The organism is Pseudogemmobacter bohemicus, from assembly GCF_003290025.1.
GTDB classification, from domain to species: domain Bacteria; phylum Pseudomonadota; class Alphaproteobacteria; order Rhodobacterales; family Rhodobacteraceae; genus Pseudogemmobacter; species Pseudogemmobacter bohemicus.
Map to the genome: position 1 here is coordinate 1278266 of NZ_QNHG01000002.1, position 16020 is coordinate 1294285.

14 protein-coding genes and 1 riboswitch are annotated in these 16020 nt (G+C 63.5%); of the genes, 12 read left to right on the top strand and 2 right to left on the bottom strand.

The features are described from left to right. Positions 1–126 precede the first annotated feature (126 nt). The 12 genes from DRF71_RS13985 (at position 127) to DRF71_RS14045 (ending at position 13533) form a co-directional block, all read left to right on the top strand. A complete protein-coding gene (locus DRF71_RS13985) occupies positions 127–537 on the top strand; it encodes a metallopeptidase family protein (RefSeq protein ID WP_112311092.1) in 411 nt (136 codons plus the stop codon). 174 nt (positions 538–711) lie between these two features. Then, complete coding sequence (locus tag DRF71_RS13990; RefSeq protein WP_112311093.1) at positions 712–1653, top strand: MBL fold metallo-hydrolase; 942 nt, start codon at positions 712–714, stop codon at positions 1651–1653. Between the two features lie 160 nt (positions 1654–1813). Beyond that, positions 1814–3145, top strand: a complete 1332-nt coding sequence (gltX, locus tag DRF71_RS13995) for a glutamate--tRNA ligase (protein ID WP_112311332.1) — start codon at positions 1814–1816, stop codon at positions 3143–3145. Between the two features lie 122 nt (positions 3146–3267). Continuing rightward, positions 3268–4671 (top strand): MATE family efflux transporter, encoded by a 1404-nt coding sequence (locus tag DRF71_RS14000; RefSeq protein WP_112311094.1) that lies wholly within the window; start codon positions 3268–3270, stop codon positions 4669–4671. Positions 4672–4783: 112 nt separating this feature from the next. Then, positions 4784–4888, top strand: a riboswitch (glycine riboswitch). A gap of 158 nt (positions 4889–5046) precedes the next feature. Next, the gene (gene gcvT, locus DRF71_RS14005) at positions 5047–6168 is read left to right on the top strand and encodes a glycine cleavage system aminomethyltransferase GcvT (protein ID WP_112311095.1); all 1122 of its coding nucleotides are present in this window, start codon (positions 5047–5049) and stop codon (positions 6166–6168) included. Between the two features lie 19 nt (positions 6169–6187). After that, the gene (gcvH, locus tag DRF71_RS14010; protein WP_112311096.1) at positions 6188–6547 is read left to right on the top strand and encodes a glycine cleavage system protein GcvH; all 360 of its coding nucleotides are present in this window, start codon (positions 6188–6190) and stop codon (positions 6545–6547) included. A gap of 145 nt (positions 6548–6692) precedes the next feature. After that, positions 6693–9539, top strand: coding sequence for an aminomethyl-transferring glycine dehydrogenase (gene gcvP, locus DRF71_RS14015; RefSeq protein WP_112311097.1), 2847 nt, complete (start codon positions 6693–6695; stop codon positions 9537–9539). Positions 9540–10976: 1437 nt separating this feature from the next. After that, positions 10977–11258 carry a hypothetical protein gene (locus tag DRF71_RS14025; protein WP_112311099.1) on the top strand — a complete coding sequence of 94 codons (282 nt, stop codon included), beginning with the start codon at positions 10977–10979 and terminating at the stop codon, positions 11256–11258. 349 nt (positions 11259–11607) lie between these two features. Further along, positions 11608–11979 (top strand): hypothetical protein, encoded by a 372-nt coding sequence (locus DRF71_RS14030; RefSeq protein ID WP_157971088.1) that lies wholly within the window; start codon positions 11608–11610, stop codon positions 11977–11979. A 148-nt stretch (positions 11980–12127) separates the two neighbouring features. Next, positions 12128–12844 (top strand): AzlC family ABC transporter permease, encoded by a 717-nt coding sequence (locus DRF71_RS14035; RefSeq protein ID WP_112311101.1) that lies wholly within the window; start codon positions 12128–12130, stop codon positions 12842–12844. Beyond that, on the top strand, positions 12841–13179 hold the full coding sequence (locus tag DRF71_RS14040) for an AzlD domain-containing protein (protein WP_112311102.1): 339 nt from the start codon (positions 12841–12843) through the stop codon (positions 13177–13179). Before DRF71_RS14035 ends, DRF71_RS14040 begins: the two co-directional genes overlap by 4 nt. A 36-nt stretch (positions 13180–13215) precedes the next feature. Continuing rightward, entirely contained in the window at positions 13216–13533 is a 318-nt protein-coding gene (locus DRF71_RS14045; RefSeq protein WP_112311103.1) for a DUF3775 domain-containing protein, read from the top strand. 3 nt (positions 13534–13536) lie between these two features. Here the strand turns inward: DRF71_RS14045 and xylB are convergent, their stop codons facing one another. Together xylB and DRF71_RS14055 are read right to left on the bottom strand one after the other, a co-directional pair. Beyond that, the gene (gene xylB, locus DRF71_RS14050; protein ID WP_112311104.1) at positions 13537–14982 is read right to left on the bottom strand and encodes a xylulokinase; all 1446 of its coding nucleotides are present in this window, start codon (positions 14980–14982) and stop codon (positions 13537–13539) included. A gap of 63 nt (positions 14983–15045) precedes the next feature. After that, entirely contained in the window at positions 15046–15987 is a 942-nt protein-coding gene (locus DRF71_RS14055; RefSeq protein ID WP_112311105.1) for an ABC transporter substrate-binding protein, read from the bottom strand. Positions 15988–16020: the final 33 nt, after the last annotated feature.

The window sequence follows — 16020 nt, forward strand, 5'->3', positions numbered from 1 at the left end:
CCCCGTCATCCCTGGCTGCCAGACTATGCTGCCAGACTATGCTGCCAGACGTTGCTGCCAGACCTGGCTGCCGGACGTTGCGGTCAGATCTTTCCCCGCCGGTCGCAGCGGGCTATCCTCGACCCCATGACAAATCCATCCCCCGACGCCATCGCGCCCTCGCTTGATCTGATCGAACGCCTTGCCCGCGAGGCGATTTCGACCCTGCCGGAACCCTGGCGGCTGCCGGCCACCCATGTCGTGCTGAGGATCGAGGATTTCCCCACTGACGAGATGCTGGAGGCGATGGATCTGAGCGATCCGTTCGAGTTGACCGGCCTTTACGAGGGTATTCCCCTGACCGAGAAATCGGTCGCCGACCAGGTGCTGCATCCGGATATGGTCTGGCTGTTCCGCCGTCCGATCCTTGATGAATGGGCCGAGCGCGGCAATGTCTCGCTGCAAGAACTGGTCGGCCATGTGGTGATCCACGAACTGGCGCATCATTTCGGCTGGTCGGATGAGGAAATTTCCGAGGTTGATCGCTGGTGGGAGTGATCTTGCCGAAGCGGCCTGCCTGACAGGACTGTGATGTGCCTCTGTCACATGCAGGGGCTATCTGTGGGGCAGAGCCCGCCGGCTGGCCGCATGGCCGCTGCGGGCTCTGCCTTCCGCCCGATATGCCCAGCCTGCTGAAATGCTCAGCCTGCTGATATGCCCAGAGGAACCCGAATGTCCGGACTGACCCGCCGCCACGCCTTGTTCGCCACCGCCGCCCTGCCTTTTGCCGCCGCCGTCACCACCGGCCTGCCGCAAAAGGCCAGCGCCCAGGCCGAGCTGCAAGGCGCGGGCGGGGGCCTTTTCCGCCGCTTCCGCCATGGCGCTTTCGAGGTGACGACACTGCTGGCCGGAACCGGGGAAAATGCCAATCCGAAGGGCACGTTCGGCCTCAATGTCCCGGATGCCGATTTCGTCGCCGCCTCCGAGGCCGCCCTCATCCCCGCCGACCGGGCGGTGAATTTTTTCACCCCGGTTCTGGTCAATACCGGCAAGGAGCTGGTCCTGTTCGACACCGGCATGGCGGCCGAAGGCGTGCTGGCCGCGCTTGGCCAGGCGGGGATCTCGCCGCAGCAGATTGATGTCGTGGTCCTCACCCATATGCATGCCGACCATATCGGCGGGCTGACTACCTCGGACGGCGCTACGCCGGTATTTCCCCGCGCCCGCTACGTCACCTCGCAGATCGAATTCGACTATTGGGCCGGGCAGGAGAATGAGGGTTTCGAGAAAAAGGTCCGCCCGCTGCGCGAGCTGACGAAATTCGTGACCGATGGCGGCGAGGCGGCAAGCGGTATCACCGCCCTTGCCGCTTATGGCCACACTCCCGGCCATATGGCCTGGATGGTGGAAAGCGAGGGTAAGCTGTTGGTGCTGACCGCCGACACCGCCAATCACTATGTCTGGTCGCTGGAAAACCCCGACTGGGAGGTCCGGTTCGACCTCGACAAGACCGAGGCCGCCGCCACCCGCAAACGCATCTTCGGCATGATCGCCGCCGACCGCCTTCCCTTCATCGGCTACCATATGCCCTTCCCGGCCCTCGGCTATGCCGAACCGAAAGGCACGGGCTTCCGCTTCATCCCCCACAGCTACCAGCTCGCTTTCGGACCCTGAACCGTTTTCATCTGTCCATAAATATCCCGGGGGTGAGCCCGGAACGGGCGAGGGGGCTGGCCCCCTCTCTTCTTTGCCCCCTGAAAACTGGACAAAACCGGGCAGCTGTGACAGAGGAAAGGCTTTGCAGGCCCGGTCGCGCCTGCCCGAGGATCCGCTCATGTCGAAACCTGTCGTCACCCGCTTCGCCCCGTCGCCCACCGGCTATATCCATGTCGGCAATCTGCGCACCGCGCTGATGAATTACCTGATCGCCCGCAAGGCCGGCGGCACCTTCATCCTGCGACTCGACGATACCGACCAGGAGCGCTCGAAACAGGAATATATCGACGGGCTGAAACAGGATCTCGACTGGCTCGGTCTGCATTGGGACCGCATCGAGCGGCAATCGGCGCGCTATGACCGCTATCACGAAGCCGCCGACAGGCTGCGCGCCAATGGCCGCTTTTACGAGGCGTTTGAAAGCCCGACCGAGCTGGACCTCAAGCGCAAGAAACAGCTGAATATGGGCCGCCCGCCGGTCTATGACCGGGCATCACTGGGGCTGACGGACGAGCAGAAATCCGCCTTCCGCGCCGAGGGTAAGGTGGGCTACTGGCGCTTTCTGCTCAATCAGAGCCGCATCGAATGGCATGACGGGATCATCGGCGATATCTCCATCGACGCAGCTTCGGTGTCGGATCCGGTGCTGATCCGGGCTGATGGCCAGGTTCTGTATACCTTTGCATCCTCAGTCGATGACGTGGAAATGGGCGTGACGCATATCGTGCGCGGTGCCGACCATGTGACCAATACTGCGACGCAGATCCAGATCATGGAAGCAATGGGCGGCACGCCGCCGGCTTTCGCACATCATTCGCTCTTGTCGGGCCCGAAAGGCGAAGAGCTGTCGAAACGTCTCGGCGCGCTTTCCTTGCGTGACCTGCGCGCCCAGGGCGTCGAGCCGATGGCGCTCCTGTCGCTGATGGCGCGGCTTGGGTCTTCGAAACCGGTGGAGCCGGCTTCCTCGATCGACGAGCTGGCCGACGGTTTCGACATTGAAAGCTTCGGCGCGGCGCCGACGAAATTCGACCCGGCAGACCTTTTCCCGCTGACCCGCCATTATGTCCAGGCCTGGCCCTTCGATCAGGTGAAGGATCGCATCCTGGCGCTTGGCGTCCCTGCTGATCAGGCCGAGCAGTTCTGGACTGTCGCCAGGGCCAATATCACCGTGCCATCGGATCTGGGGGGGTGGTGGACGCTTTTCTCGGAAGGCGCCGAGCCGGTGATTGAGGAGGCCGACCGCGATTTCGTCCGCGAGGCTTTCGCGCTTATGCCGGCAAAGCCCTGGACGAAAGAGACCTGGGGGCAGTGGACCGCTGAGGTCAGGACCGCGACGGGCCGCAAGGGCAAGGATCTGTTCATGCCGCTGAGGAAGGCCCTGACCGGCCAGGCGCATGGACCGGATATGTCGGATCTGCTGCCGCTTTTGCAACGTGTTCCCGCGCTTTGACACCGACAGCGGGGGGCTGCCTGCCCCCCGGTCGCAGGCTTTGCCTGCGCCTCCCCCCGGGAGTATTTTTGTCAAAGGGAAGAGGGGGCGGGCTGCGCCCCTTTGTCTTACCGGAGTGAGGCATGGCTGAGGCGAGATTCGTTCAGGGCAGTCTTTTCCGCCATATCGTGGTGATGTCGCTGACCTCCTCGGTCGGGCTGATGGCGGTGTTTGTCGTCGACCTGATCAATATGGCCTATATTTCCTGGCTGGGCCGATCCGAGCTGGCGGCGGCGGTGGGCTATGCGGGCGCGGTTCTGTTCTTCACCACGTCTTTCGGGATCGGGCTGTCGATTGCGGTCTCGGCTTTGGTGAGCCGCGCCATCGGGCAGGGGGATCTGGCGCTCGCGCGTGAGAAGGCGACGACCGGCATGATGCTGGGGCTGATATTCGGGGTGCCCTTTGCGGCTCTGGTCTGGCTTTTACTGTCGCCGATGCTGCGGCTTTTGGGGGCGGAGGGCGCAACCCATGATCTGGCGGTGCATTTCCTGCAGATCGTGACCCTTGGCCAGCCGATGCTGATGCTGGGGATGATCGGATCTGCGGTTTTGCGCGCCCATGGCGATGCCCGGGCTGCGATGATGGCGACGGTCTGGGGCGCGGTGGTGACTGCCCTGCTGGATCCGGTGCTGATCTTCGGTCTCGGGATGGATCTGACCGGGGCTGCGCTGGCGGGACTGGTGAGCCGGGCGGTCATTCTGACCATGGCGATCCGCCCGATTGTGAGGCGTTATGGCGGCTTTGACCGGCCCTCGCTGCGCCAGGTGTGGCGCGATATGGCGCCGGTCTGGGCGATTGGGGTCCCGGCGATCCTTACCCAGGTGGCGACCCCGGTGGGGCAGGCCTTTGTGACCCGCGCGGCCTCGGGCTTTGGCGAGGCGGCAGTGGCGGGGATGGCGATTGCCGGGCGGCTGACGCCGGTGGCCTTTGGCGTGATTTTCGCACTGGCCGGCGCCATCGGGCCGATCATCGGCCAGAATATCGGGGCGGGGCGGATGGACCGGGTCCGGCAGACCTTTCGCGATGCGCTGATCTTTACCGGCCTCGTGATCCTGGTCGTTTCGGGGCTTTTATTCCTGCTGCGTGCGCCGATTGCGGATCTGTTCAATGCGCAGGGGCTGACGCGGGAGATTGTTTACCTGTTCTGCGGGCCTCTGGCGCTGATGTGGTTCTTCAACGGGGTGATCTTTGCCGGCAATGCGGTGTGCAACAATCTCGGCCGGCCTTTCTGGTCGACCGTGGTGAACTGGGGGCGCCATACCGTCGGCACCATACCGCTGGCGGTCTGGTTCGGGCAGATATGGGGCGCGCAGGGGGTGCTGATCGGGCAATCTCTGGGGGGAGTGGTCTTTGCGCTCCTGGCGGTGATCTTTGCCCGGATGGCGATTGCGCGGCCGAATCTGCCGCCGGGCCGTGGGGTGCCGATGGCCGCGCCGCTCAGCCAGCCGGAGGCGGAGCCTGCGGCGCCCGGTGAGAGACGCGCCTGAACGACGCGCCTGAAACGCCGGCGAAAGGCGCCGGTCAATGTCGCCTGAAGGGCGGATACCGTCGCATACAGAATTTCACTTGCCTGACAGGGTGGCCCCGGGTTAGTCAGAACGGGCAGGATCGGGAGAATCCGGGCAGCCCCTGACAGGGCGGGTCCGGTGCCGAAGGAGCAACCGCCCCGGTAAACTCTCAGGCGCAAGGGACCGTTTCTGCACAGGAAGACTCTGGAGAGTGGCGCGTGAGGCGCCCGCCGAAGGGATAACGATCTCAGGCGCCCCGAATTGCGGGCAGGGACAGAGGGGGCACCGGGCGGCAGGGGTACTGCCGTGAGCGGTGCCGGATATTTTCGGCCGAGGATTAAGGGGAGAGGCGGTTTGACCGACCTTTTGCGCCTTCCGTTGCATGAGTTCCATCAGGAGCTTGGCGGGAAAATGGTGCCCTTCGCGGGCTATGAGATGCCGGTTCAATATCCGGCCGGGGTGATGGCGGAACATCTGCATGTTCGCGCGGCAGCGGGGCTGTTCGACGTCTCGCATATGGGCCAGGTGGTGCTGCGCCCGAAAGGCTCGATGGAGGAGCTGGGCCTGGCGCTGGAGCGGCTGATGCCGGTCGATGTGCTGGGTCTGGCCGAGGGGCGGCAGCGCTATGGACTTTTCACCAGCGAGACGGGCGGCATTCTTGACGATCTGATGTTTGCCAATCGCGGCAGCGATTATCTGCTGGTGGTGAATGCCGCGCGCAAGGCACATGATTTCGCGCATCTGGGCGCGCATCTGGGCGATGTGGCCGAAATCGACATCCAGACCGGGCGAGCGCTCCTGGCGCTGCAGGGGCCGCAGGCCGGGGCGGCCCTTGCCGTATTGGTGCCCGATGTGACGGCGATGCGGTTCATGGATGTGGCCTCGGTCGATACGGTGTTCGGGCAGGTCTGGATCTCGCGTTCGGGCTATACCGGCGAGGATGGGTTCGAGATTTCGGTGCCGGTCGGGGGCGCGCAGGATCTGGCGCGGGCACTGCTGGTGCTGGAGGGGGTGGCGCCGATCGGTCTGGGTGCGCGCGACAGCCTGCGGCTGGAGGCCGGGCTTTGCCTTTACGGCCATGATATCGATGAGACGACGAGCCCGGTCGAAGCCGATCTGACCTGGGCGATCCAGAAGGCGCGCCGCGCCGGTGGTGCGCGGGCAGGTGGGTTCCCGGGTGAGGCCCGTATCCTGGCTGAGCTTGCCGATGGTCCGTCGCGCAAACGGGTTGGTCTGCGCCCCGAGGGCCGCGCGCCGATGCGCGAAGGGGTGGCGCTTTTTGCCACCGATGGTACGCCGCTGGGCGCAATCACCTCGGGCGGCTTTGGCCCTTCGGTCCAGGCGCCCATTGCGATGGGCTATGTCGCAAACGCCTTTGCTACAGACGGCACCGCGCTGGAGGCAGAGCTGCGCGGCAAGAAGCTTCCGGTTGTGGTTGCGGCCACGCCTTTCCATCCAACCCGTTATAAACGTTAAGTCCCAGGGGATCTGAGAAATGAAATTCACCAAGGAACATGAATGGCTGCGCGTCGAGGGCGACCTGATCGTGGTCGGAATCACCGAACATGCGGCCGAGGCATTGGGCGATGTGGTGTTTGTCGAATTGCCCGAGGCCGGGACGCAGGTGGCGGCCGGGGATGAGGTCTCGGTGATCGAGAGTGTCAAGGCGGCATCGGATATCCTTGCCCCGGTTGAGGGCGAGATTGTCGCGGTGAATGAGGCGCTGTCGGACAATCCGGGGCTGGTGAATGAGGATCCGCTGGGCGCGGCCTGGTTCTTCAGGCTGAAGGTCGATGATCTGACCGTGGTGGATCAGTTCATGGATGAGGACGAGTATAAGGACTTCATCGGCTGAGGCCGGTGCGGGTTTTCTGAGGGCCGGGGGGCAGTCCCCCCGGACCGAACTGAACGCCGGGGGACCAGTCCCCCGGACCCCCTGGGATATTTAAGGACAGATGAAGAGGGGGCCGGGGGCTTCCTTTGCTGTCCGGAGGTGCGCGATGAGTTTCACTCCGACCGACTATAACCCCTATGATTTTGCGAATCGTCGCCATATCGGGCCGTCTCCGGCCGAGATGGCGGAGATGCTGAAGGCGGTGGGCGCGGCCTCGCTGGAGGCGCTGATTGCCGAGACGGTGCCGGCTTCGATCCGGCAGGCGGATGCACTGTCCTGGGCGCCGCTGGCCGAGCATGAGCTGCTTTTGAGGATGAAGGAGGTCGCGGCGAAGAACCGGGTGATGACCTCGCTGATCGGGCAGGGCTATTACGGCACCGTCACGCCGCCGGCGATCCAGCGCAATATTCTGGAAAACCCGGCCTGGTATACCGCCTATACGCCTTACCAGCCCGAGATCGCCCAGGGCCGCCTTGAGGCATTGTTGAATTACCAGACCATGATCTGCGATCTGACCGGCCTCGACGTTGCCAATGCGAGCCTGCTGGATGAGGCGACCGCGGCGGCCGAGGCGATGGCGATTGCCGAGCGTTCGGCCAAGTCGAAGGCGAAGGCCTTCTTTGTAGACCGCTTCTGCCATCCGCAGACCATCGCGGTGATCCGCACCCGGGCCGAGCCTTTGGGGATCGAGATCATCGAGGGCGATGTCGGTTTGCTGGATCCTTCGGGCGTGTTTGGCGCCATCTTCCAGTATCCGGGGTCTTACGGGCATGTGACGGATTTCACCGCGAAAATCGGCCATCTGCATGCGCATAAAGCGCTGGCGATTGTGGCGACCGATCTGCTGGCTTTGTGCATGTTGAAAGAGCCGGGTGCGATGGGGGCGGATATTGCGATTGGCTCGTCGCAGCGCTTTGGCGTGCCGATGGGCTATGGTGGCCCGCATGCGGCCTTTATGGCGTGTCGCGATGAGCTGAAGCGCAATATGCCGGGGCGGATTGTTGGTGTCTCGATCGACAGCCATGGGACGCGGGCTTACCGGCTGTCCCTGCAGACCCGCGAGCAGCATATCCGGCGCGAAAAGGCGACGTCGAATGTCTGCACGGCGCAGGCATTGCTGGCGGTGATGGCTTCGATGTATGCGGTGTTCCACGGGCCGAAAGGCCTCAGGGCGATTGCCGAGCGGGTGCATTTCCTGACCCAGCGTCTGGCCAGGGCGCTGAAGGCCGCCGGGGCGAAAGTGGCGCCGAAGGCGTTTTTCGATACGATCACGGTTGAGGTCGGCGTGGGCCAGGCCGGGATATTGGCGGCGGCCCGCAATGAGGGGCTGAACTTCCGCAAAATCGGCAATGACCGGATCGGGATCAGCCTGGATGAGACCACCTCGGAAGAGGTGCTCAGCCGTGTTCTGCGGGCCTTCGGGATCGAAGGCGTGCCGCCGCATCGGGCGGGGCTGGGCTTTCCGGAAGAGATGCTCCGGACCAGCGACTATCTCACCCATCCGGTCTTCCATATGAACCGGGCCGAGAGCGAGATGATGCGCTATATGCGGCGCCTGTCGGATCGCGATCTGGCGCTGGACCGGGCGATGATCCCGCTGGGATCGTGCACGATGAAGCTGAATGCGGCGGCCGAGATGATGCCCATCACCTGGCCTGAATTCGGCTCGTTGCACCCGTTTGTGCCGAAGGATCAGGCGGCGGGCTATCAGGAGGCGATTGCTGATCTGACCGCGAAACTCTGCGAGATCACCGGCTATGAGGCCTTTTCGATGCAGCCGAATTCCGGTGCGCAGGGTGAATATGCCGGGCTGCTGACGATCCTTGCCTATCACAAGGCGCGCGGAGAGCATGACCGGCGGATCTGCCTGATCCCGGTATCGGCGCATGGCACCAATCCGGCTTCGGCGCAGATGGCGGGGATGGAGGTCGTGGTGGTGAAGGCCTCGCCGAATGGCGATGTCGATCTGGATGACTTCCGCGACAAGGCGGCAAAAGCCGGCGACCGGCTTGCAGCCTGTATGATCACCTATCCCTCGACCCATGGCGTGTTCGAGGAGACCGTGCGCGAGGTCTGCAAGATCACCCATGATCATGGCGGTCAGGTCTATATCGACGGCGCCAATATGAATGCGATGGTGGGGCTGGTGAAACCGGGTGAGATTGGCGGCGATGTGAGCCACCTGAACCTGCACAAGACCTTTGCCATTCCGCATGGCGGCGGCGGGCCCGGCATGGGGCCGATCGGGGTGCGTGCGCATCTGGCGCCGCATCTGCCGGGGGATCCGGCGGGGGTCAGCGAGACGGATGCAGGGCCGGTCTCGGCGGCGCCTTATGGCTCGGCCTCGATCCTGCTGATCTCCTGGGCCTATTGTCTGATGATGGGCGGCGAAGGCCTGACGCAGGCGACGCGGGTGGCTATTCTGAACGCGAACTATATCGCGGCGCGGCTGAAAGGAGCCTATGAGGTCCTTTACATGGGCAATCGCGGCCGGGTGGCGCATGAGTGCATTCTGGACACGCGGCCCTTTGCCGATCATGGCGTCACGGTGGATGACATCGCCAAGCGTCTGATCGACAATGGTTTCCACGCGCCGACCATGTCCTGGCCGGTCTCGGGGACGCTGATGGTGGAGCCGACCGAGAGCGAGACCAAAGCCGAGATCGACCGTTTCATCACCGCGCTGCTGGCGATCCGCCAGGAGATCCGGGCGGTGGAGGCAGGCGAGATTTCGGCGGAAGACAGCCCGCTGCGCTTTGCCCCCCATACGGTGCAGGATCTGGTGGCGGACTGGGATCGCAAATACTCGCGTGAGCAGGGCTGTTTCCCACCCGCCGCCTTCCGGGTCGATAAATACTGGCCGCCGGTGGGGCGGATCGACAATGTCTATGGTGATCGGAACCTTGTCTGCACCTGCCCGCCGCTGGAGAGCTATCTCGACGCGGCGGAGTGAGGGCCGATCAGGTGCGGCGGGCTGTCGACCGGTCCGGTTGAAAAAGGCGGGGGGCTGTCTGCCCCCCGGGAAGCGGCTGGCGCCGCTTCCTCCCCCCGAGGATATTTGAGGACAGATGAAAGTGAAGCGCGACTAATTGATCGGCAATTTGCGCCAATCGGATGTTGCGCGTAAAGCCTATATATTTCAGCTGGTTATGCAACTTTATCGTGGCGTAATTGGTTGTGCTGCCGCGATCTGTAAGTTATTGATTTTGTTGACGGTATTATGCCTCGGCGCAGCGATTGACGCAACTATGCCTCGGACGCGAAAAACTCATCGTAAGCAATCAGATTCATGCACCGGAGCGCGCTGGTCATCGTCTCTTCTGCCAGGCGGGCAGTGATATCTGGCCATGCCCGCCTGGCAGCTACGGCCCTGTATCCACTTAGTTGGCTACGCTTCGAGAGAAATGCGCGGTAGTTGGTGATTTCTGTCTCAGGCCCCTTGATTAGTCGCAGAAGAGCCAAGTTGACGGCGGCATGATCTACTTCTGTCCAAGTTTCATCCGTAAAGTCCGGCATGAAGCCTGCCTGGCCCTGAGCCAGAGCCTCATAACGCGCGGGCATGGCTCCGCGAAGCCGCCAACTTGTCACAGTGCTTCGCCCTCAGCGAAGCGCCTCAGCCAGCCCTTGATCTGTCGAAGCAGAGAACCGTTGCTTCAAAAGTTCGATCTTTTCGGTCACGTCACTCGACATGATGGGTCCGCCTTGGCATGTTGCAATGCGCCCAATTCAAGGCGCAAAATGCCACGCCATGTTACACATTGATACAGCCTCTGATGAGCTATTGAAGGCCGTGCGAGCGCATTTGGTGCAGCGCGGGACTTCGTTGGCCAGGTTCTGCAACGAGCACAGTTTTGTGCGTCAATCGGTTACGCTTGCGCTATCCGGTGCGAGGAATGGGCCACGGGCGAGGGTGTTGGCGGCGTGTTTTCTGGCAGAGGCCAGAACAACAGTATGACGACCGCCACACCCTCCTCATTACCCCAACCGAGTTTGCATCCCGCATCGGAATAGGCCTGCGGGCGGCACAGACCGCCTTTCACAAAGCCGCTGAAGCCCGGAATTGGTGCGGTTTGCGCCTGCCAGTTTCACAGAGTCCCGGTCAGCGCGGTGGCGCAAATGGGAATGTGTGGGCGCTTGACGTTCGGCTTCGCGATTCTTCCTTGCGCGAGCTTCCTGGCCTCTCTGCAACCCTGCCTTCAACGACCATTGAAGAGCGCCTTAAAGGCCGTGCCGAGCCCTGGCAGATTGCCGTTGCCGCCGACAAATACCGGGTCATCTCACCTGTGCTTCGGATGCGGCCGGGTTCTCCCGAACGGCACAAGCGTTCCGCGATCTGGCGGCGCGGCCCGCGCACCAGATTGGCAGCAGCTGGACCCAGGTGAAACAGCGGATGCTTTATGACTGGCGCAACGCGGCGGAGGGTGATGTTTCCGGCGTGGTTCCCGGCTCTCGCAGTGATCGTGGGCAGCGGCGGGTGCGGATCAGCCGCGCGCGGGACACGGGATGCGGCCCTCCAGAAGATGTGCAGGATCAGATTGCTGGCAAACTGGCCGGGGTCGTGCGTGGCCTTCTGGCGAAGGGTCGCTCCAAGCGGAATGTGCGCATTCTCTGTGCGGTCGCGCGTCAGACGCTGACGGTGGAGGCCGGGGTCGAACTGCCCAATCATCCCTGACTGCGCGAGAGAAGATGATGGCCCTGATCCCTATCACGGGCAGCGCGCAGGGGGCTATGTCCGCCGATCAAAGTTGATTGGCAAGTTGCCCGGGGAAAACCGGGGGAAACTCTGGCACTGTCTGCGACAGCCATCACCTGGGCGCTTCAGGGGAGAATGCAACGATTGGAGAATGTTTTGACGCCGACAGGTTCAATCTTATCCGGCCTGGCGGCAGGCCACAGGAACGGTTTTTCTCATTGACCTGGGCGCCTGATACCTTCTCCCACATGATTGCAGAGGTTCAGTCGCTTTGCGCAGCTCCTCCTGAGTGGGACGCACTGTTGCTGGACACAAGGCCCTGCTGCCAATGACAAAGGGTTTTGCCGTGGCTTGTCGTCTGTCCAAAATGGCACAGGAGGTCGCCGCAGATATCGGACGGGCGCAGAACAACAGGACAGCGCTTTCAGCCGTGCCTCAGGGTCAGTTTAAATCCATTTTAAACAATGGTTTAAATCCAGCCGAATGGCGGGCGCAGCACCGCAGCGGGCACCCACCCGGAAGCGAAGCTGACCCGGAACTCAGGGCCTTCATCCTCGACCGGATCGACAGCCAGACCTATGATCAGATCGTGAGCGCAGTTCGCGCCTCATTTCCCGCCGAGCGTCGGGTCTCGCGGTCCTCCATCGGCAGGTGGTGGCAGCGCTTCAACCACGCCACAGCGCAGCCCTCAACCGCCTGATCCTGGCTTACACCAGCAAATCCCGGAAATAGCCGCCTTCAGCCAGCCATTGCGGCCTCATTGGTAACACTGCGGGTTAATTGGTTACACAACAAAAGGGCGGGCGGGTTTTGACTTTGGCCGCGTGGCGGGATAGCGGTTTGCGGCCATGAGTGAGAAAACAGCCTCTTTTCGCGGCGGCCTGCTGGCTGCCTTGCCCATTGTTATGGGCTATTTTCCGATTGCCTTTTCTTTTGGGGTCGCTGCGACCCGGGCGGGGCTGGGGCAGGCCGAGGCGGTGATGCTGTCGCTGGTGATCTATGCGGGTGCCTCGCAGTTTCTGGCGCTGAGCCTTGTTGCCGGCGGAGCACCGGTGCTGGTGGCGGCTTTCACCCTGATCGCGATGAATGTGCGGCATGTGCTTTATGGACCCGCGCTGATGAAGGAGGCGGGTCAGGACGGCTCTCGCCGATATGCCTGGGCCTGGGCCTGGGGGTTGACGGATGAGGTTTTCGGCCAGGCGCTTGGGGCGCTGGCGCGGGGACAGCGTTTCTCGGAAGGATATATGTTCGGGCTCGGGCTGGCCGCCTATATCTCCTGGGTTGCGGGCACGGCGGTTGGGGCATTTGCCGGTGGCGGCGCGCTGGATGGCTGGCCTGCGGTGAGCGCGGGGCTGGATTTCATGCTCTCGGCGCTGTTTCTGGCGCTTTTGCTGTCGATCCTGTCGAGGGCGGCTTTGCCGGCGATTGTGATCGCTGTGGTGGCGACGGTTCTCGGCACGGTCTTCTGGTCGGGGACGGTCGGGATCCTCGCGGGGATGATCTGCGGCGCGCTGGCCGGCATGGCGGGCGGGCTTTTGGGCGGGCTGTTCAGGGGGCGCGGATGAACCCGGATCTGATTTTGATGGCGGTGCTGGCGGGGCTGGCCAATTGGGGCTTTCGCGCGTTGCCGATCCTGTTGATGCGGGGCGAGGCACGGCCTGGGGGGCTGATGGCGGGGTTCCTGGCCTCGACCGGGCCAGCGGCGATTGCGACGCTGTTTGTCGCCTCGGCTTTGCCGCGTCTGTGGCCGGAGCAGACCGACCTGGTGCCGCTGGCGATGGGCGTTCTGATCACGGTGCTGGCCTTCCTGCCACGCCGTTCGGTGGTGGTGGCGACGCTGGCAGGCTCGCTGGCTTATGGCATCGCCTTCGCACTGATGCATCCGGCGCTTGCAACCTGAAGGTCAAAGCGGGATCATACCTGCAGGAGGTGTCCCATGATCGAAATCTCTCCCAGCAAGGTGGTGCAGGTGATCTTCCTGTCGCGCGAAGGCCCGGCGGGCGAGGCGCAGCTTTACGCCTTTATCGACGGCTTGAATGATGAGGAAAAGGCGCATCTGACCGCCATTGCCTGGGTCGGGCGCGGCGCTTTCGAGACCGAAGACTACGCCGAGGCGCTGCGCACCGCCTATACCGAGGCGACCACCCCCACCGCAGATTACCTGATGGGGATGCCGCATCTGCCGGAAAACCTTGAATCCGGGCTTGAGGCGTTGGGCGTGGATGTTTCGGGCGAGGAAGAGGACCTCTTGTAACCCTTACCCCGCCAGCGCGGGGTAGAGGCTGCGATAGCGCGCCCAGGCATCCTCGAACGCGGCGGTGAGGCCGGCTTCGGGAGCGATACTGGCTTTGGTTTCGGGGGCGGTGCAAACCCTTTCGGGGCTTTCCCCGGTTGCCGCCATCAGGCCAAGCCGCGCCGCGCCGAAAGCGGCGCCGAAATCGCCACCGACCGGCAGATCGACCGGCACGCCCAAAGTGGTCGCGATCACCTTCAGCCAATAGGCGGAATTCGAGCCGCCGCCGACCGCCGTGACCCGGTCGATCCGGGCGCCGGCCTGGCGCAGCGCAGTCAGGTTGTCTTTCAGCGCGAAGGCGACGCCCTCCATCACCGCCCGGGTCAGGGCCTTGCGGTCAGATTCGTGCCCGAGCCCGGTAAAGGCGCCCCGGATCTTTGCGTCATTATGCGGTGTGCGCTCGCCCGAGAGATAGGGAAGGAAGGTGGCCGAACCCGGGACCACCAGGTCGTCGCCCAGTTCCCGCGAGAGATCGGCGGCACTGGCGCCGGTGATGCCGGCATACCAGTTCAGCGCGTCGGTGGCGGAAAGGATCACGCCCATCTGATGCCAGCGGTTTGGCAGCGCATGGCAAAAGGCATGAACAGCGCTTTCCGCCAGCGGGCGGAAGGCGTCATTCGCCGCAAAGATCACGCCGGAAGTGCCCAGCGAGACGAAGGCCTGGCCTTCGCGGATGGTGCCCATACCGATGGCCGAGGCGGCATTGTCACCGGCGCCGCCTGCGACGATCACCGGGCCGGTCAGGCCCCATTCGGCCAGCAATTCTGCCCGCAGCGCGCCACCAGGGGCCGAACCCTCGACAAGGCGGGGCATCTGGTCGCGCGTCAGCCCGGTCGCCGCCAGCAGGTCATCCGACCAGTCGCGCGCCGCGCAATCGAGCCAGCTCGTGCCGGCGGCATCCGACATTTCGGAAATATGCTCACCCGTCAGCCAGAGACGCAGCGCGTCTTTCGGCAGGAGAACCATCGCCGTGCGGGCGAAAATCCCGGGCTCGTGTTTCGCGACCCAGGCCAGTTTCGGCGCCGTAAAGCCCGGAAAGACGATATTGCCGGTCACCTGGCGGAACTGTGGGTCGGTATCCATCGCGGTGGCCTCGACGCTTGCGCGGGTGTCGTTCCACAGGATCGAGGGGCGCAGCGCCTGGTCGGCGCGGTCGAAGAGTGTGGCGCCATGCATATGACCCGACAGGCCGATGCCGCGAATGGCGGCGAATTCTGCCGGATGGGCTGCGCGCAGTGCCGCCACGGCCTCCTGGCAGGCGCCGGTCCAGAGCGCGGGATCCTGTTCCGACCAGCCCGGATGCGGGCGCGAAACCGGCGTCGAAGCGCTGGCAGATCCGATGATCCGCTGCCCCGCATCCATCAAAAGCGCCCGAATGCCCGAAGTGCCAAGGTCCAGTCCGAGATACATATCCGCCTCGCTGCAAAAGGATACCCCGGCCGCAATACGGCCGGGGCAGGGGTCAGTTCAAGCTCAGAACGGGCTGTCGGGATAGTAGTAGGTTGCCGCATTCTCCGGGGTGACCAGCACCGAGCCGATGATGAAATCGCCTGAGACCGGCGCCTGCGACACGAGGCCGACGGCGGTGATCTCGATGGCGGTGGCGATCATTGCCGGCGGGTAGGTGACGTTTGCCGGAATCATCGCATCGCCGTCCATGGTGCGCTTGACCATCTCTTTCATGCCGGCGCCGCCAAGCACGAATTTGATGTCCTTGCGGCCAGCCGCCTCGATCGCGGCCAGCGCGCCAAGTGCCATATCGTCATCCGAGGCCCAGACCGCGTCGATTTCCGGATATTTCGACAGGAAGTCCTGCATCACGGTGAAGGAGTTGTCGCGGTTCCAGTTGCCATGCTCGGCGGCCAGAACTTCGATCCCCGATCCTTCGATGGCCTTCTGGAAGCCTTCGAGACGCTCATTGTCGATGGTCGTGGGGATGCCGCGCAGCACGACGATTTTGCCGCCATCGGGCATGTTGGACTTCATAAACTCGCCCGCGACGCGGCCAAAGCCGGGATTGTCGCCTGCGACATAGAGATCTTCGATGCCCTCGACCGCAAGACCGCGATCCACCACCGTGACCCAGGCACCCGAGGCTTTGACATTCTGCACCGGGCCGGTCAGCGGCTCGGATTCAAAGGGCAGCACCACGAGCGCATTGATCTTGCGGGTGGCCAGCATGTCCTCGATGTCATTGACCTGTTTGGCCGGATCGGATGCGGTGGCGAGCACGAAATCCAGCTCGGGATAGGCCGCTTCCAGCCGGTCAACAGTGACCTGGGCGAAGTAGTTCATGCCGCCCGCCCAGCCATGGGTTGCCGCCGGGATCGACACGCCGATCACCTTGGTGTCCTGAGCCAGCGCGGGGCCACCCATGGCCACGGCCAGCGCAAGTGCCGATACGAAATGTTTCATAGTCTCTCCTCCCTTGAGATGATGGTGGCCAGG